Raw genomic sequence first — 25,320 nt, forward strand, 5'->3', positions numbered from 1 at the left:
AGTCAAGAGTCCTGAGCTCTGAATTATTCTGCAGTTGTAAATGCATTACGATCGTAAAGCACTTTGTCTATTAATCCATATTCTTTGGCTTGAGACGCACTCATGAAGTTATCCCTTTCCGTATCACGCATGATTTGATCAGGCGTTTTGCCGGTATGCTTTGCCATGATGCTGTTCAAACGCTCACGTACAGCCAGCGTTTCACGGGCATGGATTTCGATATCAGTCGCCTGACCACGGTATCCGCCTAAGGGCTGATGTATCATTACCCTGGAATTGGGCAAGCAGAAGCGCTTACCGTCAGCGCCGGCACAAAGCAACAAAGCAGCTGCACTGGCAGCCTGGCCAATACAGAGAGTGCTTACATCCGGTTTAATAAACTGCATCGTGTCATAAATTGCCAAGCCAGCTGTAACAACGCCTCCAGGCGAATTGATATACAGATAAATATCTTTATCCGGGTTCTCTGATTCAAGAAAGAGGAGCTGCGCCACTACCAGGTTAGCCATATGGTCTTCAACTTCACCTAATAGAAAAATAATGCGATCTTTCAAAAGTCTTGAGTAAATATCATAGGAGCGCTCTCCTCTTGACGTTTGCTCAATAACCATTGGAACCAGGCCGCTGGCATTTCTAATCAGGTTATCGGGATGACCTGCCATTTATCACTCTCCTTTCTCTGTGTTTTCCTTTTTGGGATTCATGACTTCATCGTAGCTCATTGATTTTTCGATGAGTTTAGCGTTTTCACTGATTTTTTCTGCAACCATTTCTTCCATAACAAGGGCTTCAACCTCAGCAGTACGTTCCTTGCTATTTCGGTACCAGTTACGTAACTCGTCCGGGTTCTCATAAGCACTGGCAAATTTTTCAATCATCGCATCAACACGATCTTTATCCGCTTTTAATTCATGTGCCTTGACGTATTCTGAGAATAACAGACCCAAATGAACTCGGCGTTTGGCTTGCTCTTCAAATAACTCTCTGGGAAAGTCAGGAATCTTTTCATTCTCATGATGCGCATGCCCAAAAAGGCGATGATACATATCATGTTTAAGATGTTCGATTTCCTGATCAATCAGAGCTGCAGGTAAATCGAAGCTATTAACAGACATCAATTGATTGAAAATACGCTCGCGATTGGTAGCGCTGACGCGACGCTCCAGCTCACGGGTCATATTTTCCCGAATGTCTTTTTTGAGTGCGTCGACACCGCCTTCCTTAATGCCAAACTTTTCAGCAAAAGCATCGTCCAGTGCAGGCTGTTCACCTTCCCACACATTATGGATGGTGATTTGGAATACGGCATCTTTGCCGGCTAATTCTTTGTGGCCGTAGTCTTCAGGGAAGGCAACCTTAATATCAAAGGATTTGCCAATTTCGCCGCCGATAATTCCTTGTTCAAAACCAGGAATCATAGAACCGGAACCAAGAACAATTTCATATTTCTCAGCACTGCCGCCTTCAAAAGGCTGATCATCAATGAAGCCTTTGAAATCGATACTGACTTTGTCTCCCTCTGCAGCAGCACGAGAAACATCTTTCCAAACTTTGTTTTGATCCCGTAACTTGCTAATCATTTCATCAACATCAGCATCACTGATCACTGACTTGATAATTTCAATTTCCTGGCCGTTCAGCTCAGTAATTTTAATTTCAGGGAATACTTCAAAAGTTGCGGTGAATTTAAAGTCTTTACCTTCTTCGAGCTCTTCTGGCTCAACATAGGGAGAACCGGCTGGAACCAACTCATTGTTTTTCAAGGCTTCATATAGAGTTGATTGCACCATCTCACGGGCAACTTCTTCACGAACACCCTTTGAGAAGCGGCTCTTGACTACATCCATAGGGACTTTTCCTGGTCGAAAACCGGCAACTTTGGCTTTACGTGCAAGATCACGCAAACGCGATTTGACCTCATCTTCAACCTTTTCGGTAGGTACGCTAACGGTAATCTTACGCTCCAGACCGTTCAGGGCTTCAACAGAAATTTGCATCTAGTCACCTCTTGGATATTTTTGTCATGTAATGGTGCGAAAGGAGAGACTCGAACTCTCACGGGTTACCCCACTGGAACCTAAATCCAGCGCGTCTACCAGTTCCGCCACTTTCGCAAAACAGGGTGGAATTATCGAACAGTATGACTTGGTTGTAAAGACTCGAGATGCGAATCTTTAGACTTTGGATTCTGAATATAGCCAAAAAATTGTTTCGACTATATATTATAGCCGTTTTTCAGCATAATCTACTTAACCAACTCAGACTCATTGATGTTTTAAATGGGGTGAACGATGGGACTCGAACCCACGACAACCGGGATCACAACCCGGGGCTCTACCAACTGAGCTACGCTCACCATATCGGAATACTGCACAAAGGCTGGCACGCCCGGCAGGATTCGAACCTGCTACCCTCGGCTTAGAAGGCCGATGCTCTATCCAGATGAGCTACGGGCGCAAATATATTGGTCGGGGTGGAGGGATTCGAACCCCCGACATTCTGCTCCCAAAGCAGACGCGCTACCAGACTGCGCTACACCCCGCAAACCCGTCCTAGGACAGAGCGCAGATAATACCGCTTGCTTTTCCTAAGGTCAATATATTCGAGAACTAATTTTTTATTGATTGAAAAATCCATAGATTAAGTGAACTAATTCAACCCAAACTGTCTTTAATTAAAATATATAGATCATTTTTAGATCCCGCGCTCATTCCTGATAACCAGGTAATGATAACTCATAAATTCAAATTGCCAGCCGACTGACGCTAAGTTAACATAAATCAGGAATGCTTTCGGGTTTAAGTCATGAAAAAACTGTTGTTGCCGCTGTTCGATAGCCTGGATCAATTAAGTAAGAATTCAGATCACGTCATACTGCCTTCTCCAGACTGTTATGCCGATTTCATCCATGTATTAAGTTTTTTAAGAAGTTATTGCGGCAGCGTGGGCACATTTAATAGTTATCGGAGAGAAGCCGAGCGTCTTTTGCAGTGGTGCTGGTTAGTCAGAGATTGCCGCTTGCCGCAATTAAAACGTGAAGACATTGAAGCCTTTATACGATTTTGCCAGCATCCTCCTGCAAGCTGGATTAGTCTGAAAAAAGTTCCTCGATTCATTGAAAAAGAAGGTAAACGAGAGCCCAATAACGAATGGCGTCCATTTGTAGCAACTGTCAGTAAGCTGGCTCGCAAACAGGGATATGAGCCTGCTATCAATCAGTTCTCATTATCTCAGGGTGCTATTCAGGAAATTTTCGCAATTTTAAGTACTTTATTTAATTTCTTAATTGCAGAAGAATACCTGTTTTCCAATCCAGTTGCCTTAATCCGCCAGAAAAGCAAATTTATCCGCAAAAGGCAGCAAAATGCGCCGGTTAGAAGACTTAGCCTCTTGCAGTGGCAGGCGGTGCTGGATGCTGCCGAGTCTTTAGCCGCAGATAATCCTGAAAAACATGAACGCACTCGCTTTATTCTAAGCATGCTTTTTGGAATGTATTTGCGTATTTCAGAGCTTGCCGCAAGTGATCGCTGGGTTCCCAGCATGAATGATTTCAGCAAGGATAGTAATGGATTCTGGTGGTTCACAACCATCGGAAAGGGTAACAAAGAGCGTCAGGTGGCGGTAAGTGATGCAATGCTGGATAGTCTGAGCCGCTGGAGGCGCTTTTTAGGTTTAAGCAATCTCCCCACTCCCGCCGATAACACGCCTCTGATCCCCAAAATACGCGGTAATGGTCCTATGACCGACACTGCCCCCCTCCGTCGTCTCGTCCAGACTTGCTTTGATCTCGCTGCTGAAAAGCTGCGCCGCGATCATTTTATAGAAGAGGCTGATGGTTTAGGAGCGGCCACCGTGCATTGGCTTCGTCACACCGGCATTTCCGAAGACGTTAAAACTCGGCCGCGGGAACATGTGCGAGACGATGCCGGTCACAGTTCAAGTGCAACAACCGATCGCTATATTGATATTGAAAAGGCAGAGCGTTATCGCTCGGCGAAAAAGAAACTTATAGAGCCCTGTGATTAATCTTTAATAAGTTTTGCCTAATCGATCCTACCCCTCACTGCCATTAAGTTAAGTAATTACGTTATTCCCGCGAAAGGCGGGAATCCATTCCTCAGTCGGCATTGTAGCTAGCTCAGTGATGGATCCCCTTTCGCGGGGATGACAGTTTAATCTACAGTTGATCTTAACTTAATGGCAATGCCCTAACCTTTCCCAACAAAAGAGAGAAGGACCTTCTTCCAAGTTGACGTCTGACCTAGGCCGCAACTACTACAGTTTGTGATGGAATGGTATAAATAGATGTGGTGTTGGTTGTATTTGACGTACCATTCGTTATCCCAACATTGCAGGCAGGCAATCCATTGAGTAACACATTCGGCAGACCTGTGAGTGGCTGAAACACTCCCTGTGTGGTTCCTGACTTTACTCCGCCCTCTTTGCCAGGCTCATCACCCGTTGAGATACTGATAGAGGTAAGGATATTGCAACTGGGCGCCATCAAGATCAATATTTCCGGAACGAAACCTATACTGTTTAACCAGGTCGCAATGTTAGGAAATGGTGTTGGAATCTCAGGCGGAACGAGGCAAACATCCGTGTTTCCCGTTGTTGTAACCGAACCGCCCCACATACATGCCATAGTCATATTATTTACCCCAAATGAATTTGCCTGGCTTTTATTTTTGCGTCGTCTTCTGTGATGATTGTCAGTTCGCCGCAATCCAGTCGATAGTTCTTTTTTACCCTGCTTCGTAAACGCCCCAACACCTGATGCTCCAAATCCTCTACCCATTGGAACAGGCGAATAGTCTGCAGATTCAAGGTGTCGCAGATTTTTTCAATGGTTTTGGCAATGAATTTCAACCTTTCAAAATGAAAACTGCATTCTTGTCCCTCAAGGCGGCTGTGTTGCAAATTCAGGCGGGCTTTTTCAGAATTTATTGCCAACTCAGTGGAATTTAAACCAATTGAAGATGCATTAACTTCAAGCCCATGCTGCATATTGATGCATGCATGATTTTCACTTCTTCGATTCAAAATCGCTAAAACATAAACCTCTTCCTCCCCCAGATAAGCCATGATTTCATCATCAGCCAAGGGCTCCAACAGGCAGGAAAACGCTTTTTTGGCTTTAATGGTGGAGTTGCTAAATGAAAATTTTAAATGAAAATTATCGCCTTCGATAAATTTTATCGTAGCGGGATAACATCCGCCGGTACCGGCCAATCGCATTATTTCATTTTCTTTTAACATAGTGCTCTCCTCGTCCGGATTTATGCCGATATAAAATAAAAGAATCCAGTCCTCTCAGTAACTCTCCGCTCCTCGAAGTCATGGAAGGGAGACGTTTTGATCTTATTCATAAACCTTAAATCATGTGCTCCACTGTTCTGCTCTCAATAAATCCGGATCGGTTTTTTTCATATACTCACCGCTTTTAATATTCCAGTTCACCTGATGCTCTCTGGTGTCATGTAAGGATGCGCTGTTCATTTCCGATTGTGAAAAATCGCAATGACTAAGCTGACTATAATTAAACCTGGCAGCGTTTAAGGAACTGTGCTGAAAATCACAGTCCTTAATAATTGCAGATTCAAAGTTAGCATTGTTTAATTGGCAGCGATTAAAAAGACAATCGTCTATTGTCGCACTGATAAAATTAGCGGTATTTAATTGGGCCTGGCTAAAATCCACAGCGGTTAGTTTCGCTTCCTGAAAAACAGCAGCATAAAAAGTTAATTTCTCCAGTGAGAGCTGGTTAAGTGTCGCTTGCAGGCAATTGATATGCCTGATATCCGCAGGATCCTGGAAAGCGACTTTATCAATTTTCGCTTTAATCAGTAAGCAGTGAAAAAAATTGCATTGTTTAAAATGTACACCGGAAAGTCTGCTACCGGTAAAGTTACAGGCAGTCATATCGACCTTTAAAAAATTTCCACGTTCAAACGACGCCTCAGTTGCTGTTGAGCGCGACCATTGTATATTTTGCATTTGTACAGCAATTAATCGGCATTGTGAAAAACTGCTTTGACTTAAATCACTATTAAGGAATTGACAGTTCTCCAATACCTCTGCCTTGAAATCACTTAGCGCAAGATTGGAATCACTGATAATTAGTCCATCAATCTTGTTCTGGTTAAATACGGCACTTTTCCAATCACTATGTACAATATGGACCTTGTTGAATGTGCAGGCAGTGAATGTATTGATAGTCATCTCGACTTTCTCGAAATACACCTCATCAAAGCGGCAATTCTCAAAAATAGCAGCCTTGAATTTTATATTTTTAAAAACACATTTCTTGAAATGACTGTTTAAAAAGATGGGTCTGAATATATCCAGTTCCTTAATTAAAGTACCATCAAAGGTCTGTTCTTCAATTACTTTTCGTTCTGACAATGCGTTCTTTAACTGAGCTAAATCCATTGCTAGCCTTCTATTTTGTCAAAATAACTTTGCTGTTCAAGACAATGCTGTTTTTGAGTGTCAATTAATGTGCAACTATTAAAGGTAGTTCCATATAAATTAGAACGATTAAATTCGGACTCAATAAAACGGGTTTGATCAAAAGTTGCCTGAAGCAAATTGGTATTTTTAAAATCAACCCTCTTCATTTCACTGCCTGAAACTCGTATTTTCCGGGCGTTACATTGTGTGAGTTCTGAGTTAAGCCAAATAGTATCAGTGACATGCATGGTTTCCATACTACAGGCTGACCAGGAAATATTTTCAAAATGGCCGCCTAGTAAAGCTGCCTTTTTTAGATCTGTATTAATGAATTTGGTTTTACTAATTATTGTTTCTGTATTGGTACGCCAGTTTTTCATATTTGAGTGGGCAATTCGGCAATTTATTATTGTGGAGCCAGCAAATGTTGCCTTCTCCAAATCGCAATGTAAAAATCTGCTTTTCTCGAAATGAGAATTGGTCAGTTCAAAAGAGGTTAATTCGCAATAATCGAAGAGACAATTACTCAATTTACAATCTCTCATCACCATTAATTTGGCTTTCAGTCGATTGATGCTGATACCTTCAAATCGGCTATGTCGACAATCTGTATAAGCCCAATCAGCTTCTGATAGTTCGGCATGGTCAAACACACAGCATTCTAAATGGCTGTATTTCAGAATGGATTGATTCAAATTGCAGGTTTTTAGGGAGCAGTCATTCATTATCAAACCCTCAGCGTTTAAGCAGGTTAATTTACACTGTCCAAAGCTGGATTTGTTAATTTTTGTATAATAAAAAATGGCTTGTGTGAAATTACAGTTTTTAAGCTCGCAATCAGCCAACTCAGCTTTTGAAAAATTCGCAAGCTTCGCTTCAACATTACATAATGAGCAATCTTTAACATAGGCAGCAGTAAGATTGGCGCCCAGCAAATCTGTTTGATCCAGCCGGGTACGTATTAAAGTGGCCTGCTCAAGTTTAGCCTTATTTAATTTGGTATTGACAAGCAAACAATGGCTCAAATTACAGCCGGTTAAATCAATCCCTGACAAATCCAGGTCAGACAAGTCAATACCAGCCAGATTTTCATATTTAAGATCCGTCTTTTCCTGATAAGCCCTGATAACATCATCTCGCGTGTACACTGAGGGGCTGGCTGTTTCAAAACGGTATTGCGCCATTTTTCCAGTGGAATCTAACATGCCAAGCCGTTTTTCCAATATAACCGCTTCATCCAGCAGTTTCTGTTTCTCCTTGCTGGAGTGGTTCCCATTAGCAATCTCTTCTTTATATTTGGATATATAGGTAAATAATTGTTTGGTCGCCTGAGGAGATGGCTGCGACTCATTCAATTTTAAATGGTTAATCGTTTGTTTGGAAAAAGCTTTTGCCGCAGTAATTTTTGCTTGTGGCGATAATCCATCCAGTAGAGTAGCTAGCTTCACGCGAAGCTTCGCTGATTCGGGATCCTCGTCTTTTTGAATCCGTATCTTCTTCAGCTGTTCAGCGAGATCATCAGCAACATCTTGTCGTGGAGGGCTTTTCTCCCGAGGCGAAGAAGCAGGAAGAGGGAGTGCACCAGTCGGGTTTTTTAAACGCTTGGAATAATAAGCAAGTGTTTTTTTTGGTTCATCGAGCGCTTCATGAACACTGTGAAGGAAAGCTGGCTTTTTACCCTGAATCAAATCAATCTGTCCATGCCATATTAAAATCCCCTTTTCAAACTCTGGTATAAACCATACAGTATCAAGATTAAGAGAGACTTCCTCAAGTTTTGCCTCTGGATTCTGATCTTGATAAAAACAGCGGGTACGCATACCGGGCAAATTGCCAGTCAGCAATTTTTTTCCTGGGTGCATATTTTTAATGCTGAAGCTTTCATCCCCTTTAAAATACCCATCACGTTGTTGATCAGGAAGCGCACGATTAAAATAAGTCCAGTCAATATTTTTGGGATAAAATGGCCTTTCATTTTCATACCATTCCCGATCAAAAGTTCCCAGCTTTGAATTATTGGCCTGAGAATCAGGTGAATACGGTAGAAGCAAAGCCGGTAAAGGCTTGTCTGTCTCATCTATAAACTGGGTATCAGGCAATTCTATATTGGGTAATTCATTGGACTGTTCAGAGTTACTGGAACTCCTGTCGCCTTTCCCGCGGGGGTTATAAATGTTGCCTTCTCCCCCAAATGCATTTTCATAGGATAAGGGCATGGTTTGAAATACAGCGGGTTGTGAAGCTTGTTTTACCAAGCCATTGATAATCCAGTAGCGATCACCAAAAACTAGTAACTTCTTTTCAAGCGAGTCCAGAATCACTTCTACTTCAGATCGACGTGTCTCAGGATTATAGGCAAAACAACTACCCTTCACAAAATACTCGGCCCTAAGCTTTGGAAGATAGAAATCAAGCATTTCATTGTCTGAAAAATTCTTTTTAGCAATGGTCCAGAACTCCTGAAAGCTCAGGAATACTTTGGGTTGGCTGAAGGAGAACATGGCCATCAGAGTAACAGCCAGCTTATCTTTATTATCACGACGATAAAAAACAGGGATTAATGTATGAGCTGGATCACGTAATATTTGCATTGCACTCTTTAAAGTTTACTTAATTCCAATACCATTTTTGAATCAATTCGAGCGACTCTATCAATAACCTGTTCAAATAAATCATCACTGATTTTATTTCTTATAGTCTTCATTCCCCGATACACCAGACTCAAGGCATCCAGTGTTAAAACAGAATCCCAGGTTCCCAGCTGATGTTTATCAATAATCTCAAGAATGAATAATAAATAAGGCCTGATGATTGTTCGATTTCCTGCTTTCAGTAACTCTTCGCAGATCGCCATATAAGCAGTCAACCGTACACGCTCGGAAACCGCTTGCTTGTTTATCTGTTCCAGCTGGACAATTTCAAGTTCTATATTTTTTCTACTGAATGCTTTACAAAGAGTTTTAATGTCATCAATTTGCTGTTGTTCAGCAGATGACAGATGACTCATTCGATCAGTAAAACTCATTGAACTTGTTGTCCTTAATTCGTTTAGCTGATCTTGCGCCCAATCACTTAGAAAGGCACTGTTATTATTGAACTTTAATTTCTCAATGCCAGGAAAACGCTGGAGAAACTGAATAAATTCGCGTTTAACCACAGCGAATGCCTCTTCGTAACGTTCGCCGAGCTTTTTCAACATATCGAGACTGAGAATTTGCAGATCAAGCCAGAATGGCTCATCGGGAATAATTTCTTCAACCAATCTTAAAACTTCGAGAGGATCATTTCCGTCCTGAATCGTATTAATTCTTTTTACACTAAAAAAATCGGGGGGTGAAATGCTGGTTACTCCGTCTTCCATATCTGGCAGCACGGCAATGCTACCCCAGGCAGCGAGCCGGTTTAAATAATAGGGATAAGGGAGGGTCAAATCCGCTTTCATCAAATCGCGGGCTCCCCGAGTCAAGGCCAGAAAGCCTTGCTCAAGCGGCAAACTCTCATCTTGCTGAATGGTTTTGACGCTATCTTCCAACTTGACAGGTTTTTCCTCTTTTTGAGGTTCAACCATTTTAAAATCCAATTGGCGAAGGTACTCATTCAGCGTAGATATCAGATTGTTGAACGCCTCAAACTCAAGTTCCCGCTCGCTGAGAAAGTCTCTGATTTTGTTAAAATACTTGACAGATTGCTGAATATCCTTAACGTTGTCGACAGGCTTGATATATTGAATATAATTAAAACACTGGGAAGCATACCAGTTTAAGAAATTAACCTTAACACGAGGTCGGTCCTGAGGATGAGAGCTATCCCAATATCGTTCCAGCATATTGGTCAGAACATTCGCTCCAATTTTCAGGCCTGGATATTGATACTGATGAAAAAGAGCATAGGCAAGATAACATGCAACCTGAAAATCCTTGGATTTTTCAATCAGCAAATAAAGTGAATTGTTGCTGACAGTATTCCACTCAATGCCACTGGACTGACCTGCACGGGATAGTTTTTGCATTTCATTACGCAGGCTGATGTATTTGTCATCGTCCTGACAGTTTGCCCCGGCGGGTTCACTATCTGTGATAGGCTTGGCGACTAATCCAGCGATTTGATCAAGTTCAAGCATATTATGACTCTTGTTCCCAACAATCAGTAATCACACGCGGGACTTTCACCACTTGATCCAACTTCACTTTATCAACCTTGATTTGTTTCAGGGCGGCCAAATATTGTCCAATTTGCCAGGTGACGTCGTCTGCTCCGCTTAAACTGTAGTAAACATGTATTGCATTGATTCGATTAGCCCTCAAATATTTCGCTTGATCCGGAAATAAACTTACAGGATAAGTTACAATGCCTTTACTATAATCCTGCAAAAATCTAAGAAAACCGTCATTACCGGCGTACTGAATAGTTAAGGTTGCCGCAGGAAAATAAATATCGATTTCAACCGGCCCACAAGACTCCAAAGTCCATTTGCGAATTGTTCTTTGGGATGGATAGTTGAAGTTTTCCAGTGAAACCATATCATCATTGCATTTGACATTCAGTACTGTTTTATAAGGCAAAGCGGTTGATCCCAGCTGTAAATTAACTGGTTTGGCTCTGATGGTAATATCGGTGGGCAGTTTAGCATCCAGCTCTTTCTTGATTTTAACCAGGCTGTTATCACCCGTATCGAGATTTAATCCTGACTTCAGGAATTGGTAATACTCAGTGGAGAGAGGAAACTTGTGTTTTAATACATAAATGGGGACGAAGTTGTTGCCTACCTGCTTAATAAACGGTTTAGTGTATTTTTCATGGAAGGCATACACTACACCGGCTTTACCAAATAGCAGATCATTTAAGTCTTCCCCTTCAATTGTGGCTGTTCGCAAATAGACTTCATCCAGCCATTTTTGCTGAATATAACAAGAGGCATAACGATTTGTATAATCAATATAGAAATCCAGGGGGCCACGCATCAATACCCAGAACGCATTGGTTTCATCCAGTTGATCATAATGGTCCAGAGTGCGACGTATACCGAGTAATGCCTGATAGGCTTGAATTACATTGGAAGTATCTCTGCTCAGACTCGATTGGCTTTCATATAAACTCTTGGCACTTGCATAGGCTTTAACCGATTGAACAAAAGGTTTGGCATACAATTTTCTCAATAAGCCGCGGTAGGTCAGGAATGCTTTGGCAGCATCAACCTGATTGTCAAAACTCAACTTGTTACTGACTGCTTTAATTTCATCAGGCGAGGCATCATTGGGCACTGGCTTAATGGTCTGAGTTGTTTTCATTGTTTGCACAGGCTGATTGATTTGCGAAGGCCGCGCATTAAGTACTTCACCCCATTTTGCCAGAGTGTTGGACAGCTCTTTAAGTTGTACACCTTCAGTGCTTTCATATTGGTAATTCAGCAAGCCCGCAAATTGATGAATCATCTCAATCCATCGCGGATTTTTAATGGACAATTTATGAGAAAATTCATTGTTAATACGGTCCATCAAACTGAAATAAACCCCATTGGGAGTCATCATATTATCGAAGGTTTGATCCCATTCAAACTGATAAGCCAGGGTCCTCTGCCCTTTTGAAAAATCAAAGGAAAACTGTTCCCATTTATTAACGCGATTTTCTTCGTACCAGACTTTGAAATTACTTTCCTGACGAGAAATGTCAATATAAACAGGCAGTGCATATTCAATTTGCTCCAGCAATTGCTGAATTGCCAGATCACCCTGAATGGTGAAGGCAGGTTGAATATCATACTCCCGTATGCTAATACTGCCCGGCCAGAAATCATTAAGACCAATGCTGTAAGCTCCAGGACGTGTATTACCCCATTCCACCAGCCAATGCAGATTTGAATTCAGATAACGAGAATCCTCAAGCCAGCGTAATAACTTAATCGATTCAAGTCGCAATCCCTCAGTATTAGAGTTCCAATAAATATAATCTTTATACAATACGCCAAACGCATTTTGTATGTCTTCAGAAATGTTGTTATAACCTAAATACCGTATTTCTGGATTAGGCATACTCATCAATGCCTGCCGATCAGAGCCACCCATTTTAGCCTGAACTGTATTTACCCGGGTTACCATGTTTTGTACCAGATACGCTTTCTCGCGATCTGAAACTGCATCACCCTGTCGCAGTAAGCTCAGAATCTTGGCATCCAGAATATCTAACGCATGTGATTTGAATTGTGTAACATAGAGATCAGCAAAAAAATCATACAGCCTGTCCAGTCCCCCCCTATAGGGAAGGATTTTTATTTGCCATTGATTTTTAAACCGATCTACAGCATTCATTAAAATATGAAACTCATTGAATTCAACCAGATTTGCCTCAAGACTGGTTCCATAAACTTCCTCCGCTGGTAACAACTGAACTAAATCAAGCAACCGCTTGGAAGTTTGTGTGTAAACATAATATAAATAGCCCGCTAATCCAAAACACGCCAAATACCAAAGTCCAAGTTTTATGTATTCACGTCTTTGCTGTCTAGCCATTTCACTTTTCAATGGCATCATCGGACACATGAGTCGAGTCTGTATCTTGTCAATCAAATCGTAGGCAAAGGCCTGGTCTTCCATTCCCTTATTGAAAATCGTTCCTGTCATGTAAACACCCAGTAACACCGGGGACTCACTGTAGGAGGTGGCTGAAAAAAATATTTCACTAAAGACCGTATATTGCTCTTTCAGATCGCCAATAGACAAAGGAAAGCGGTATGCTTTCGAGTCAAATGATTTCTCGCGGTTAAACAGGATGATATCAATTACATCTTGTGCGCGCTCACTTAAATATTGGATAGGTTTGCTGGACGACGAATTGCGCATGGGATCATCTACCACATATCCCATCGCCTGATTCAGCATATTTTCAGGAATAATCTGTACATAGGAGTCAAAACCTTCCAAATGCTGACACTCTGTAATAATGAAGAGAACTTGTTGACGATATCCTGTTATATTGCTGACCTGATTAATTCGGTCTCTTAGAGAACGAGCATAAAATGATAACTCGCCTTTATTACCACCTGTTAAAAGAGAAGCGGGGATTTCAACTACAATTTGCTGGACCGCTGGTTGTTTCTTTTTACCCTTTCGTATTGTTTCAAGAAAAGATTGCCATTGCCGTTCTATCTTTCTGGGAGTGTTGGTCTGAAGTAAAGTGTCATCAACATACCAGATAACATAATCTTCCAGGACTACTGCTTTATTTCTTTGCAGTTCGATATCATCAGTATCTCCAACACTGAAATGTGTATGGAGTTTGAACACATTCATTTGCGAGGCTTTAGGGCTACCAAAAAACAGAACCCAGGGCATATGCCAAAAACGCTTCACTCCTCCAGCCACTGAATTTTGATGAATGTAGTTAACCGCGTTTTGCAGAGTCAGGCTTAATCCGCCAGTCTCCACCTTTTCACCTACGGCTTTCTGTTTTTCATTTTTGCGGTTTCTCCACCATTTCTCCAAACCATAACTCATTGAAGTCAGAAGGTAAAAAACCAACGATATTCCGACAAAAATCAGCGGTCCCATCCAGATTGGAAAATCATGGCCTACTACCAGAAGCGTCGATAGGAAACCGAAGACTAGCAGCGTGACCATCCAGAAAATTGTTTGCCCGATTAACCTCATTTAATCTCTCGGTTATTTAATCATTTGTAAATAATTATCAACAGTGTTGTTGATAACAAAATAGAAAAAGAAATAAATCAATAATAAGACGGGAATGGGTATTAGCCATAGTAGCCAGCGTTTCCAGGCCGATCGTCCCATTTGCATACCTCCACCAACCTTGCATTCATAGGCATCAGGAAAAGCGATGAAGTGCTCCACATTGTCAACCATTGCATGATCGGGTGTGATATGTTCCAATGCGTATGCTTTATATTTGATTAAGTCCGGTTTGTCCAAAGGACTATGGTATTCTCCTCTGAAGCCCAGACTAAGACAGCGATAAAAAATACGGAAAAGATCAACCTGTTTTGGTGGAATTTTGGATAAATAAATAAAGAATTCTTTTCCCGCATCCGTCGTATTGAAAAACTCAGTTTGCAAAAAACGGTGCTGCCATTCTTTTTTTCCTTCCCACATAGAATTTTGCACGAGTTCATCAATCCAGGCGATCACAGCAAATAATGCAGTATTCACCTGGTCTTTATCCAGTGAGCCGCTGCGATTTCGGATTTCTTTGATACGAATAAGCACTTCTTCTCTGAATTCACTAAAGCTTACCGTTGAAAATTCGCTGTCTTTCAATTCGCTCACATAATGGAACAAATCATAAAATAAGGATTGAAGATTCAATTTATGCTCCCACAGCAACAATATCTATGACGACATCAATTGGAGCCTTACCCATATATAAGGCCACTTTCAATTCACGTTCAATTTTCAACCACATCGACGATTGGTTATCAATTTTGTAGTACAGACAGCTTGCGCCGCGAGGGATACCTTCTGGTGCAGCACTTAATTTTGAAATTGGAACACCGGGTAAGGCATATTCAATATAAGTGACAATATCTGAATATGCACACAGTTTGCTGGAGTCTTTGACAATACTGGCAACTTCTTCCTGATTATTTTCCGCATATATGACCAGATAATACCTTCTCTCCGGCCTTATAAAATAGGGCCCCAGGTCTGCATAGTAGTAATTATGCTCCTTAATCATTCTATGAATGCGGCCTGGATCAGCAACAATGGTGATAATTAATTTCTGTAGAAGAGCTCTTACCGCTGCAAAACATGTTGTCAGATTCTGGTGATTATAATCCGGTAATATAGTAGTATTTTGTTCGCTACTACTAAACAAATTTACCTCGGTACTAAAATAACTTAACTCACAGGCGATTGTTTCAAGCAGGGTAAATAAATGCCAGGGATGTACATTACCCGTTTTTACATATTGCTTTAATACCGGGACGCTCCGGAGAAGGGAGCGTAAGGAGAATAACCGCCCGAAATTGGCCTTGTCAATGTGACTGGCATACCAGTCAATCGGCAATTTAAACTTTTCAAGCTGGCTGCAGACCCCCATCAAATTTTCAAGCAGCGCTCGCATTCCAATAAACAAATTCTCCGCAGCGGCGATATTGACACAGGAGGGAATGTAGACAGGGTTATTTTTAATCTCATTATCAATTCGCTTCAGTTCAGCAATTTGTATCAAGGTGTAATTATGGGTGTTTTCAAGTTCAAATTCCCAGAACAGTTTAACGACAAACTGCAGCGTTTTTAGTTGTGCCTGAGATTCCTGATGATAGAAATCAGCGGTTTCCACACCCGAGGCATAACTGATATATCGCGTGGTTACACCTGTTAAGTCCTCCAGTTGGTTAACGGATGTCACATTTTTCTTGGACAAGGATAAATCTTTTACGCCCACATATACCTTCATTGAGTCAGAGTTGGCAGGCCAATCCTTTAAAAATGAGCGTGGTAAAAAAACCGCATTGGAATCTATTTCAACATATTCACCGCCAGGAAGAAACAAGGCCATTTTATCGACTTCAAAACGGCCATTTTTCAGAGCTTGATGATTTAATTTTAACTGGGCAAATCCCCAGAAATAAGGCGTGACATTCAGCATCAGCTGGTTTAATAGAAACTGTTGATGCAGCTCAGAACACTGAAAATGTTGTGGTTGTAGAAAAAGTCCATGCTCCCAATCAACTGCTGTTTTCCAAACCATTTTGGCTTATCCTATTTCAGAGATTCACTAGTTGTTTCTTTTGATGTGCTGTCAGTAAAATTAATTCCTTTCGCTCCCAGCATTAAACATATGGCAATACGGCCCATTTTACGATTCATTTCCCAGAAGGTTACAGGCTTCCAGTTTTCAAATACAGGAATTTCAAATACTCGGACTACCTGATTGGGTACCAGATCATAATATCCTGCAACTACTATAATTCGCCTTGCACCAGCCAGGCGGGGGAAGGTATACACTTTTTTGCTGCCCGGTGTGATAAACAAGGTGTGCATGTATACTTGCTTGTCGCCGGCCTTGTTCTTGGAGTCTTCAGAATCATCAGCGCTGTCAAGAAGTTTGGCGATAGAATCAGAAGACATCAACTGCTTTTGAACATCTTCAACTTTTTCTACCTGGATAATTACAAGCTTCAGGGTATGTTTTTGATCGTTATACAGATTGAGATCTTTACTCGCCTCAATACGCATAAGGATAGCATTATCCTGATAAGAATCTGCCAGTTGGGGTTGTTTCGTATTGCCGCCCATTGTGCAGGCAGTTAGCAATACCACAGAGAGTAAACATATTTTCTTAAACACCGACATTCCCTTTCTTATTTTAATTATTTGCAGGTAATGCTAGACAACTTAATGATATCAATAGAATATCTGAAATAGCAAGCAACTTGCCAAGACTATTCGCGTATCACTATCTCATCGTTCACAATTTCAAGGAGTAAGGCATTCAATTCTCTGTTTTTTGTCATTGCCTCAAGAATATACTTAGCCAGAGCAGGCATTATTTGAGCATGCAAGGTTAATTCAATTTCTCTTGCCCCTAATTCAGGCTCATTATAACGATCTACCAGATAATCAATTATTGCCTCTTTAAACTGGAGCTTGATAGCATGCGTGCGAACCAGTTGCATTTTAAACGCCTCAAGTTTCTGGCGAGTAATGTCCTTTAAAGTGGCCCGCGACAATGCACGATAAACGACGACAGTCATTCTGGCAAGCAATGCAGGCTGAAAATGCGCGGATAAAATTGGCCAGATTAGCTTGGTTAATTGTTGCTGTGATAAATTATCAGACCGAAGAATCAGATCACTGCCTAAATTGCTAGTCAAAAAAATTACTGTATTTTTGAAATTGACCTCCTCGCCCTCTCCATCAGTCAGACTGCCCTTATCAAAAACCTGATAAAACAAATTCATGACATCCAGTGACGCTTTTTCAACTTCATCCAGGAGTACTACTGAATAGGAGCGCTGACGTACAGCCTCTGTTAACATACCCCCTTCACCAAATCCCACATAGCCCGGAGGTGATCCTATCAGGCGGCTGACCGAATGTTTTTCCTGAAACTCAGACATATTAATAGTTGTTAAATACTGACGGCCCCCAAAAACTCGCTCTGCGATGGCCAATGCAGTTTCAGTTTTGCCAACACCGCTCGGTCCCACCAGTAGAAACACACCGGAAGGCTTGTCGACAGAGCTTAAACCGGTTTTCGCAGCTTTCAACTTTTGTGAAATCACCTCAATCGCTTCATGCTGGCCTTTGATTTGCTCTTCAAGACTCTGCTCGAGCGTAAGCAGAGCGGAATATTCGTTTTTCAGCAATTTACCTAATGGCACGCCGGTCCAGTCTGAAACAACTTTTGCGACAAGTTCTGGTGAAACCTCATACTCAATTAACGAGATGTTTCGCTCACCCATGATGTTGATCAACTCCTGTTGCCTTTTCTGTAAGCTGCTGCTTTTTTTTGGTTTTTTTGAAATCTCCTCACGGATAGCCAGTAGCTCACTAATTAAAGCACTCTCCTCCTCCCAATCGTTCTGAATTGCATCGAGCCTTGCTTTGTTCTCTTTAATTTCCTGCTTCAATGCCCTTAATTTTTTAGGATCAATGGACTGGCCTTGTTCTTTATCTTTACTTAGACTGCCCAACTCCTGCTCAAGTGCTTCAATTTGATTTTCCATAGCACTGGCCTCGGCCGGTTTCGCACTCAGATTAATCTTTACTCTCGCTGCCGCTGTATCTATCAGATCAATCGCTTTATCAGGCTGCTGTCGTCCGGAAATATAGCGGGTGGACAGTTCTGCCGCTGCTTCCAAGGCATCAGAACGAACGCTTACACCATGTGCTTTTTCATATATTGGCTGCAATCCCCGCAAAATACGAATGGTGTCCTCGATGTCCGGCTGCTGTAATTTAATCAGCTGAAATCGTCTTGCCAGGGCGGCATCTTTTTCAAAATATTTCTTATATTCATGCCAGGTTGTTGCAGCGATAATACACAATTCACCGCGAACAAGAGCCGGTTTCAGGATGTTGGCAGCATCCAGCCCACCCTGCTGCTGCCCTGAACCAATCAGAGTATGCGCTTCGTCAATAAATAAGATTATTGGAAATTTGGCGGCGGATACTTCTTTCAACACCGCTTTCAAGCGTCTTTCATACTCGCCCTTTACACTCGCGCCAGCTTCCAGTAAGCCTAAATCCAAAGCAAGAATACTGGTATTTTTTAGAAAATCAGGAACATTCCCCTTGCTGATTTCCAAAGCAAGCCCTTCAGCCAGCGCGGTTTTACCGACGCCAGGGTCGCCCACAAGTATTGGATTATTTTTACGCCGCCGCCCCAGGATATCAACCATTTGCTGAATTTCACGCTCTCGGCCGAACACTGGATCTATTTGTCCAGTTCGGGCTTTTTCGGTCAAATTGATACAAAACTGCTGTAGAGACTCCCCAAGGCGGGATTGATTCTCAGGAGACTCTGCGTTTGAACCTAACTGCGAGATATCCCGTTCGACAGACTCCATTGTATCCGCCTGCCAATGGCTCATTAGACTTTCCAAAGGCAGAAGCTCAAAAATTTCATTTCCAATATGGGTGGGATAATGATTGTGCTTTTTAATCAGAGCAAATAACAAAGAGCTTGAACGTATTTTCTCTACTTTTTGCTCTAAAGTTGCGATGAGCCAGGCGTCCTGCATCCAGTCAAAAAGAGAAACCGAGAAACTGGGTTTTCCCCTGTGCCCCTGTTTCAATTTATCAATACCGGAATGAATATCAAAACGAATGCTGTCTGGCACCAGAGCCTGTTGCTCAAGAATAAGACTGATATCGCTGCGAGGATTGGAGAGTAATTCACTCAACCAATGATCAATAGTAACTTCCCGATGCGTTTTCTGCATACATAAATTAACTGACTGCTCGAGTGTCAGAGCGGTATAGTCATTCAGACGCTCCAGCAAAGCTTTTAAATTGACGGTTAACATGATTACCTGCCGCTGTTATCAGAACTATTGAACCTAGACTGGCATTTCTTCATGACAGTCTGCTTTTAAGCCAGTACCTTACCGTGAAGGATTCAATCTCTTTCTCAGGAGCAAGCCAACTGGCTACCCCCAAAGGATACATGCTTGACGATAATTGCATCCCATGAAGTGAGCCTCGGTCAAGAATCACTTCCATCATGTAATTAAAAGGCTCACGGACATAAAGTTTAAGCAATAATTGCATTAAGTTAATATTGGAACTATCAATTAAAAATGTAGGGAATACGGAAGCATTCAAGGGGCCGATGCGAATCAGCACATTATTACTGCTAGCTCTGATCCTGCTGCCAAGATAGGCAGTACGATTTAACTGATGATTGCTATGCCCAATATGACAGCGCTGATCATAAGGAATTGATTGCATGGCAAGAAAAAATGATTTCACCTCAATGGGTACCTTGAAAAAATCAGTCAGAAAATTTCTTAAGCCATTCAAACTGCGATGAGTATTAATCCAATGCCCGGAATATTTTAACAAGCGCAGATAATGAGGAATTTTTTCCCTAACCTCTGTAAGCGCCAAACCAATCAGACCAAAAAGTGCATCCTCTATTTCCCGGTTATGATGTTCAACGAACTGCTCAATTATCCTGTTTTTAGACCAGACACCATACATCAGGTCATATAATCGCTTATGAATAATGTTGAGCAAATATTTTACCTCTCCTATTTCATAAAACTCATCCTGAATCAGCTGCTCTGTATAGAAGGTTGGCAATGGAGAGGTGGTACCAAACAAACTTAAAAAAGTAGCGGTTAAAATATATTTATTCTGATTTTTTTTTATGTCTTCAATATCGGTTTCAGGAAAGGCAAGGCTTAGCCAGGGAACGATATCAAGACTTGCGGGAATTCCTTGCAATCTTTCCTGTTCAATTTCATGATTAAGTAGCCGAATAGCCTGATAAAAATTAAAAGATTTCGGCTGAGCTAAAAGCTTTTTAACTATTTCTGGTGAGGATTGTTCAATCTTGGTGTCCATTTCCAGGTCTCTTTAGTACGTGAATTTTTTAAATTCAGTTGAGTAAATGTATTTATCGGTGAGTTCTGTGAAAAATAAATATCCAGGATACAGCCAAACAAGTACATATCCCCAATACTTTTGAAGTGATCTGGCTCGCATATTAATGTAATGTTCACACCAGCAATCATTTCAGCAAGATACAAACGCCTGCTCTTTTCAACCAGAATATCTTCAACACCCTGTATTCGGCTCATGTTCAGGTGGTAATTTTCGCCCTTTTCATAGAGATAAAGATTAACAATTTGTTTTAAATAGTTTTTATCCAGTATCTGAACAAAATTCAGCACTAGCAAGGACTGAAAATTCCAGATCAAGGCCTGATTATGGAGCGGCGGAATGTTGGACGAGGGCGGTATAATATTGGTGAAACTCAAATTCTCGGGCGAACTGTCAGTAAAACGGGTAATATCCCCCTCATCCAGCAGGGTAGTCAAATCTCCATTCGTACAGGTTAAAGTCACGGAAAGGGTTTCGTCAACCGGATACTCCTGGCCAAAATTGTAAAAAAAACCTAAATAAATATCCCGCCCGTTGCCGCTTATCGAGGGGCGATTATGTATCGTATATTTTTTGTTTAAATCCAGCTCGTCATTAAAATTTAAGACATGATCATACACTATCTGCCTTTTTTCGCGTTGGCGATATCCTATCACCTGCTTTACTTCATAAATCTGATAGTGTTGATCGGCATTATCACTGGGGATAACGCGATACTCCGGCTTCTTATGATCGAGCTGAATAGGCTCGGCATGGTGCTCAAACAGATTGATAATCGGAACAGTATGCAAAATCAGATTGCCTGTTTCTGGAGGAGAAAACCAGACAGGGATGTCTTTAAACTCAAGCGAAATCCTGAAACTCAAGGCATCCGTTTCTCTTATCCATTTATCAAATCCCTTTAACTTGAAGAACAGAAATTTATAAGGCTGGTTAATATACTGATGCAGAATGCAATGCGTATTGTCATCTTTAAATGCCAGTGGATATAAGGGATCATCTGATTCCAGAGCACAGGCAACCAGATTTTCAAGCGGCAGGATATACTCTTTTTCATTATCAGCCCGTAAAATGATCCGTTTTACATAGCGCTGCAGCATATAAAATGTATTGCAAGCCTCTTCCCAGGGCTGTTTTATAAAAAAACGTAGTTCTTTGCCTTTCCAGTTTTGCAAGGTAACACCGCAAAGCTGGCAACTGATTTCCAGAAGGCTGTCACCCTGAAGTGACTCTTTAAATACGATTTGTTCAATCAATACCGGTTCAACCGCCACATCCACTACGGTACGAAACAGGCACTGCGTGCCATTTACAGGAATGGAAGCCAGCTCCGTTCCTTTTTTGACGTAGATTGCTTCTCCCAGATTAGGTTTGGGAATAAATTGGATGATGGAAGTGCTGGGCAAGGCTCTGGAATACTGAGAAAAGAAAAGCTGAGTTAAATCATCTACCATATCCGGCAAATTGTCATCGAGCAAAATCTGGATTTGACTGGTTAAAAATGCAACCCCCTCCAGAAGCCTTTCAATATCAGGATCAGTGCTCTGCTCTCTTAGCATTGGAGCAATAGCAGGATAGGCAGAAGCAAACTCCTTGGCCAGTTTTTTTATCTTACTCAGTTCAGATTGGTAGTAATCGAGAATCATGGCTTATCCTTCAGCATGTAAAACCTGGGCAATGATTAATAATCAATTTCAGGCACTATAGTCTCACTATTACTCTACCATGACTTGTCAGAATCGTGGTGAAATAAACCGATATTTCTTCAAAAGGTTTTTTTAAGGTTCCATCAATATGGCAAGTGATTAACTGTTTATCAGGATTAATGATTAGGTTGCTTATTCTAACCTGGGCCACTCTGGGCTCGTAGGTTTTAATCAGATGACTTAAATGCTCTGCCAGTTCTTCCTTGCGAGCCAGAGAATAATCCTCTACCAGCGCTGGTGACTGAGATAAGCCATAATTGTCATCAATCGGCGCATTACCCTGTCGGGTTGACAGGATCTGCTCGATATGTTTTCTTATTGACTCGACTAATATTTCAGGTTCAGACTGATCCAGAGACCTGGAATCTTTTCTGGCCCATCGCCTTAATCGCTCGGTTAAACGCTCCCCTCTCACAAGGCTCTCCTTAAATAGAAATCCCGGCTGCAGGCAGCCGGGTCACAGTGATTTAAGTATGGATCAGTTAATCAAGCCGTCGTTTATGCTTCGCGAGACAATCGGCTTAAGTTCCAGCTAAACTCATAACGATTGAGATTGTCAACTATCTTGAATGATACGGGATGCAAATCAACAATCACCAGGGGGCCTGCCACATGAGAGTAAACATAATCCACCTCAAGGACTTTCGCCTGACTCAGAGTAATCAGTACAGCAGGTTGTACTTCCCCCTGAGGACCTGAACGCAGACAGTGAATATCACAGGTCGTTACATCTTCTCCTGTGAAAATACTTTGCGTTAAAGGAACAATACCACCGCCATCCCAGAGTGTAGTCAGTCGGAAAAACTTAGCATCAGGAACACCAATCAGCTGATCCTGAGCGTCAAAATTTCTGACAGTTGATGTTTTAAAGTCCACCGCCTGTACCCATTGCTCATAGCCTTTAACGGAGCTGTTGCCCTTGATAACGCCTGCCGCAGTCGTTGTTATTCTTGCCATCAGCTTATACTGGGTGCGTACCACTTCGCCTTCCGGCAACAAGGGTACGACATTAAGTTCCGGTTGTTGCATAGCCATTTTCTCCTTAAGCGGCGGTTTCTAAATTACCTACTAATTGTAGAGTAATATAAGAGCCCATATATTTAAAATGAGGTCTGACAATTAAAGTGGATTTATACCATCCAGGTTCCCCGGCAACATCTTCCACTGTGACTTTGGCAAAACGCAGCGGTTTTTTTGCTCTTACTTCGGCGACCGGATTTTCCATATCCACCACATAACTGCCAATCCACTCATTCAGCTCGCGCTCCATATCCACTCTTTCTTTATGCATACCCAGTTTTTCACGCTGCATAACTTTTAAATAGTGAGCCAGGCGGCAAATGATAAACATGTAGGGGAATTGAGTTCCCAGTTTATAATTGGCTTCCGCTTCCTTATTTCCGCTGACATCGACAAAGGTTTTTGGCTTTTGGATCGAGTTAGCCGAGAAAAAGGCGGCGTTGTTACTGTTTTTCCGCATGGTTAATGGAATAAACCCTTGCTCAGACAACTCAAATTCACGTCGCTCTGAAATCAACAGCTCGGTAGGAATTTTGCTTTGCACTTCCTTCATGGCATCAAAGAAATAGCAGGGTAAATTATCAACTGTACCACCGCCTTCAGGACCAATAATGTTCACACACCAACGGTATTTGGCAAAACTGTCGGCCAGGCGTCCTGCGAAAGCGAATGCCGCATTACCCCATAGAAAGCTGCCATCATCACCATGGCTGACATCTTCCTTGTAGTTAAAAGTGCGAAGATTATAACTTCTGTCATCATAGGGCATGCGCAGCATAAATCGGGGCAAGGTTAATCCGATATAGCGCGCGTCTTCAGACTCACGCAAACCATTCCACTCCGCATACACAGGGCTTTCAAAAATGGCCGCGATATCATTTAATGTAGGCAGATCAGTCATTGATTTGATATTAAAAAACTCAGGACCTGCTGCTGCAATAAAGGGAGCGTGCGCCATTGCACTGACTGCGGCAATATTACGAAGCAGGGCCACATCTTTATGTGAAGGTCCAAAGGTATAATTTCCAATAATGGCTGCATAAGGTTTACCACCGAACTGGCCATACTCTGAACTATACGCCTGTTTGAACAAGCCTGATTTCACAATTTCGGGAGAGTCCAGGAAATCTTCAAACAGCTCATCTTTGGTCACATTAATAAAGTCGACCTGACTATTTTCACGAAAATTCGTTTGATCAACCAGGAATTTTAATGACCGCCAGGCCGATTCCAGTTTCTGAAATTCCGGGTTATGCAGGATTTCATCCATTTGCACAGACAACTGGGCATCAATATCAGCAATCACATCATCAACCATCGCCGAAGTCACCGCTTCATCAGTTCGATGTTCTTCAACAATACGATCGATGAACGCGCGGATCCCGGTTTTGGTTACTTCATACCGCTCTTCTTCCGGGGAAATTTCAATCCCTGACAACAAATCATGAACTATTGATTTATCCTGGCCCTTGCCCGGATTTTCTTTCATATCAGCCATCATTATCTCCTCAAAATTGGGTTATTGATTAGTGATCTTTCGAATCTTTTTTCTCTTCAATACCCAAATCTTTTAATAATTTATCTCTCATGCCAGGATCTTTAACAATAGCATCCAGCTTTCTTCTGAATTCCGGAGTGTTACCCAAGGGCCCTTTCAGGGATTTAAGAGCATTTCTCAATTCCATCAGTTTTCTTAACTCTGGAACCTGTTTGACAAGATGGTCAGGTTCAAAATCATGCAGGGACTGAATTTTCAGATCCAGCGGAATAAAATCATTCTTATCATTGCTTAAGCGGTTGGGAACTCTTGTGGTTATTCTGATATCGTGAAGCTTTAAAATCTGATTGAAGTTGTCTTTGTTGATACTGACTGTTTGTCTTTTTTCCAGAGGAAGTTTGGATGGTTTATTTGTAAACTCACCTAACACGAGCTGCCTTAGGGGAAGTTCCACTATTTCATCAGCCCCTTCGATGCTGGGCTTGTACACAATATTGACCCGTTCTTTCGGGGCCACAGACTGATCTTTGCGTGCCATTTTCCTCTCCGTTGTTCCAAAAAGTATGTCCAATTC

19 protein-coding genes and 4 tRNA genes are annotated in these 25,320 nt (G+C 41.8%); 1 reads left to right on the forward strand and 22 read right to left on the reverse strand.

Annotated features, from left to right (window positions below; genetic code table 11):
* Positions 1–23 precede the first annotated feature (23 nt).
* The 6 genes from clpP to E1O89_RS10290 form a co-directional block, all read right to left on the reverse strand.
* Positions 24–662, reverse strand: coding sequence for an ATP-dependent Clp endopeptidase proteolytic subunit ClpP (gene clpP / locus E1O89_RS10265; RefSeq protein WP_058507666.1), 639 nt, complete (start codon positions 660–662; stop codon positions 24–26).
* 3 nt (positions 663–665) lie between these two features.
* Positions 666–1,997, reverse strand: coding sequence for a trigger factor (gene tig, locus E1O89_RS10270; RefSeq protein ID WP_133140086.1), 1,332 nt, complete (start codon positions 1,995–1,997; stop codon positions 666–668).
* 32 nt (positions 1,998–2,029) lie between these two features.
* Positions 2,030–2,114 (reverse strand) — tRNA-Leu (locus tag E1O89_RS10275).
* 166 nt (positions 2,115–2,280) lie between these two features.
* A tRNA-His gene (locus E1O89_RS10280) sits at positions 2,281–2,356 on the reverse strand.
* A gap of 24 nt (positions 2,357–2,380) precedes the next feature.
* Positions 2,381–2,457 (reverse strand) — tRNA-Arg (locus E1O89_RS10285).
* An 8-nt stretch (positions 2,458–2,465) separates the two neighbouring features.
* A tRNA-Pro gene (locus E1O89_RS10290) sits at positions 2,466–2,542 on the reverse strand.
* 263 nt (positions 2,543–2,805) lie between these two features.
* Between E1O89_RS10290 and E1O89_RS10295 the strand changes: the two genes are divergently transcribed.
* Positions 2,806–4,026, forward strand: a complete 1,221-nt coding sequence (locus E1O89_RS10295; protein WP_133140087.1) for a tyrosine-type recombinase/integrase — start codon at positions 2,806–2,808, stop codon at positions 4,024–4,026.
* A 235-nt stretch (positions 4,027–4,261) separates the two neighbouring features.
* Here E1O89_RS10295 and E1O89_RS10300 read toward each other — a convergent pair whose 3' ends face one another.
* The 16 genes from E1O89_RS10300 to tssB all read right to left on the reverse strand — a co-directional run bounded on the left by E1O89_RS10300 (position 4,262) and on the right by tssB (position 25,284).
* Positions 4,262–4,651: a PAAR-like domain-containing protein gene (locus E1O89_RS10300; RefSeq protein ID WP_133140088.1), complete on the reverse strand. Its 390-nt coding sequence runs from the start codon at positions 4,649–4,651 to the stop codon at positions 4,262–4,264.
* Between the two features lie 5 nt (positions 4,652–4,656).
* Positions 4,657–5,259 carry a DUF3540 domain-containing protein gene (locus tag E1O89_RS10305; RefSeq protein ID WP_133140089.1) on the reverse strand — a complete coding sequence of 201 codons (603 nt, stop codon included), beginning with the start codon at positions 5,257–5,259 and terminating at the stop codon, positions 4,657–4,659.
* Positions 5,260–5,379: 120 nt separating this feature from the next.
* Complete coding sequence (locus tag E1O89_RS10310) at positions 5,380–6,432, reverse strand: pentapeptide repeat-containing protein (protein WP_133140090.1); 1,053 nt, start codon at positions 6,430–6,432, stop codon at positions 5,380–5,382.
* Between the two features lie 2 nt (positions 6,433–6,434).
* Complete coding sequence (locus tag E1O89_RS10315; RefSeq protein ID WP_133140091.1) at positions 6,435–9,044, reverse strand: DUF2169 domain-containing protein; 2,610 nt, start codon at positions 9,042–9,044, stop codon at positions 6,435–6,437.
* Between the two features lie 8 nt (positions 9,045–9,052).
* The gene (locus tag E1O89_RS10320; RefSeq protein WP_133140092.1) at positions 9,053–10,573 is read right to left on the reverse strand and encodes a TssA family type VI secretion system protein; all 1,521 of its coding nucleotides are present in this window, start codon (positions 10,571–10,573) and stop codon (positions 9,053–9,055) included.
* Position 10,574: 1 nt separating this feature from the next.
* Positions 10,575–14,096 (reverse strand): type VI secretion protein IcmF/TssM N-terminal domain-containing protein, encoded by a 3,522-nt coding sequence (locus tag E1O89_RS10325; RefSeq protein WP_133140093.1) that lies wholly within the window; start codon positions 14,094–14,096, stop codon positions 10,575–10,577.
* A gap of 12 nt (positions 14,097–14,108) precedes the next feature.
* Positions 14,109–14,768, reverse strand: coding sequence for a DotU family type IV/VI secretion system protein (locus E1O89_RS10330; RefSeq protein WP_165483123.1), 660 nt, complete (start codon positions 14,766–14,768; stop codon positions 14,109–14,111).
* Position 14,769: 1 nt separating this feature from the next.
* Positions 14,770–16,158 carry a type VI secretion system baseplate subunit TssK gene (gene tssK / locus E1O89_RS10335; RefSeq protein WP_133140095.1) on the reverse strand — a complete coding sequence of 463 codons (1,389 nt, stop codon included), beginning with the start codon at positions 16,156–16,158 and terminating at the stop codon, positions 14,770–14,772.
* A gap of 11 nt (positions 16,159–16,169) precedes the next feature.
* Positions 16,170–16,757, reverse strand: coding sequence for a type VI secretion lipoprotein TssJ (locus E1O89_RS10340; protein WP_165483124.1), 588 nt, complete (start codon positions 16,755–16,757; stop codon positions 16,170–16,172).
* Between the two features lie 95 nt (positions 16,758–16,852).
* Positions 16,853–19,441: a type VI secretion system ATPase TssH gene (gene tssH / locus E1O89_RS10345; RefSeq protein WP_133140097.1), complete on the reverse strand. Its 2,589-nt coding sequence runs from the start codon at positions 19,439–19,441 to the stop codon at positions 16,853–16,855.
* 49 nt (positions 19,442–19,490) lie between these two features.
* On the reverse strand, positions 19,491–20,483 hold the full coding sequence (gene tssG, locus E1O89_RS10350) for a type VI secretion system baseplate subunit TssG (RefSeq protein WP_133140098.1): 993 nt from the start codon (positions 20,481–20,483) through the stop codon (positions 19,491–19,493).
* Positions 20,447–22,168 carry a type VI secretion system baseplate subunit TssF gene (gene tssF, locus E1O89_RS10355; RefSeq protein WP_133140099.1) on the reverse strand — a complete coding sequence of 574 codons (1,722 nt, stop codon included), beginning with the start codon at positions 22,166–22,168 and terminating at the stop codon, positions 20,447–20,449. The genes tssG and tssF overlap by 37 nt, the downstream gene beginning before the upstream one ends.
* A 55-nt stretch (positions 22,169–22,223) precedes the next feature.
* On the reverse strand, positions 22,224–22,643 hold the full coding sequence (gene tssE / locus E1O89_RS10360) for a type VI secretion system baseplate subunit TssE (RefSeq protein WP_165483125.1): 420 nt from the start codon (positions 22,641–22,643) through the stop codon (positions 22,224–22,226).
* 83 nt (positions 22,644–22,726) lie between these two features.
* Positions 22,727–23,263 (reverse strand): type VI secretion system tube protein Hcp, encoded by a 537-nt coding sequence (locus tag E1O89_RS10365; RefSeq protein WP_083499222.1) that lies wholly within the window; start codon positions 23,261–23,263, stop codon positions 22,727–22,729.
* A 7-nt stretch (positions 23,264–23,270) separates the two neighbouring features.
* Positions 23,271–24,746 (reverse strand): type VI secretion system contractile sheath large subunit, encoded by a 1,476-nt coding sequence (gene tssC, locus E1O89_RS10370; protein ID WP_133140140.1) that lies wholly within the window; start codon positions 24,744–24,746, stop codon positions 23,271–23,273.
* Positions 24,747–24,774: 28 nt separating this feature from the next.
* A complete protein-coding gene (tssB, locus tag E1O89_RS10375; RefSeq protein WP_133140100.1) occupies positions 24,775–25,284 on the reverse strand; it encodes a type VI secretion system contractile sheath small subunit in 510 nt (169 codons plus the stop codon).
* Between the last annotated feature and the right edge of the window lie 36 nt (positions 25,285–25,320).

It is taken from the genome of Legionella genomosp. 1, assembly GCF_900640215.1.
Lineage (GTDB): Bacteria > Pseudomonadota > Gammaproteobacteria > Legionellales > Legionellaceae > Legionella_C > Legionella_C quinlivanii_A.

What these genes read in the sequence shown, in the direction of transcription:
- clpP (WP_058507666.1), bottom strand. Translation starts at nt 662, where the DNA reads ATGGCAGGTCATCCCGATAACCTGATTAGAAATGCCAGCGGCCTGGTT.
- tig (WP_133140086.1), bottom strand. Translation starts at nt 1,997, where the DNA reads ATGCAAATTTCTGTTGAAGCCCTGAACGGTCTGGAGCGTAAGATTACC.
- E1O89_RS10295 (WP_133140087.1), top strand. Translation starts at nt 2,806, where the DNA reads ATGAAAAAACTGTTGTTGCCGCTGTTCGATAGCCTGGATCAATTAAGT.
- E1O89_RS10300 (WP_133140088.1), bottom strand. Translation starts at nt 4,651, where the DNA reads ATGACTATGGCATGTATGTGGGGCGGTTCGGTTACAACAACGGGAAAC.
- E1O89_RS10305 (WP_133140089.1), bottom strand. Translation starts at nt 5,259, where the DNA reads ATGTTAAAAGAAAATGAAATAATGCGATTGGCCGGTACCGGCGGATGT.
- E1O89_RS10310 (WP_133140090.1), bottom strand. Translation starts at nt 6,432, where the DNA reads ATGGATTTAGCTCAGTTAAAGAACGCATTGTCAGAACGAAAAGTAATT.
- E1O89_RS10315 (WP_133140091.1), bottom strand. Translation starts at nt 9,044, where the DNA reads ATGCAAATATTACGTGATCCAGCTCATACATTAATCCCTGTTTTTTAT.
- E1O89_RS10320 (WP_133140092.1), bottom strand. Translation starts at nt 10,573, where the DNA reads ATGCTTGAACTTGATCAAATCGCTGGATTAGTCGCCAAGCCTATCACA.
- E1O89_RS10325 (WP_133140093.1), bottom strand. Translation starts at nt 14,096, where the DNA reads ATGAGGTTAATCGGGCAAACAATTTTCTGGATGGTCACGCTGCTAGTC.
- tssK (WP_133140095.1), bottom strand. Translation starts at nt 16,158, where the DNA reads ATGGTTTGGAAAACAGCAGTTGATTGGGAGCATGGACTTTTTCTACAA.
- tssH (WP_133140097.1), bottom strand. Translation starts at nt 19,441, where the DNA reads ATGTTAACCGTCAATTTAAAAGCTTTGCTGGAGCGTCTGAATGACTAT.
- tssG (WP_133140098.1), bottom strand. Translation starts at nt 20,483, where the DNA reads ATGGACACCAAGATTGAACAATCCTCACCAGAAATAGTTAAAAAGCTT.
- tssF (WP_133140099.1), bottom strand. Translation starts at nt 22,168, where the DNA reads ATGATTCTCGATTACTACCAATCTGAACTGAGTAAGATAAAAAAACTG.
- E1O89_RS10365 (WP_083499222.1), bottom strand. Translation starts at nt 23,263, where the DNA reads ATGGCTATGCAACAACCGGAACTTAATGTCGTACCCTTGTTGCCGGAA.
- tssC (WP_133140140.1), bottom strand. Translation starts at nt 24,746, where the DNA reads ATGGCTGATATGAAAGAAAATCCGGGCAAGGGCCAGGATAAATCAATA.
- tssB (WP_133140100.1), bottom strand. Translation starts at nt 25,284, where the DNA reads ATGGCACGCAAAGATCAGTCTGTGGCCCCGAAAGAACGGGTCAATATT.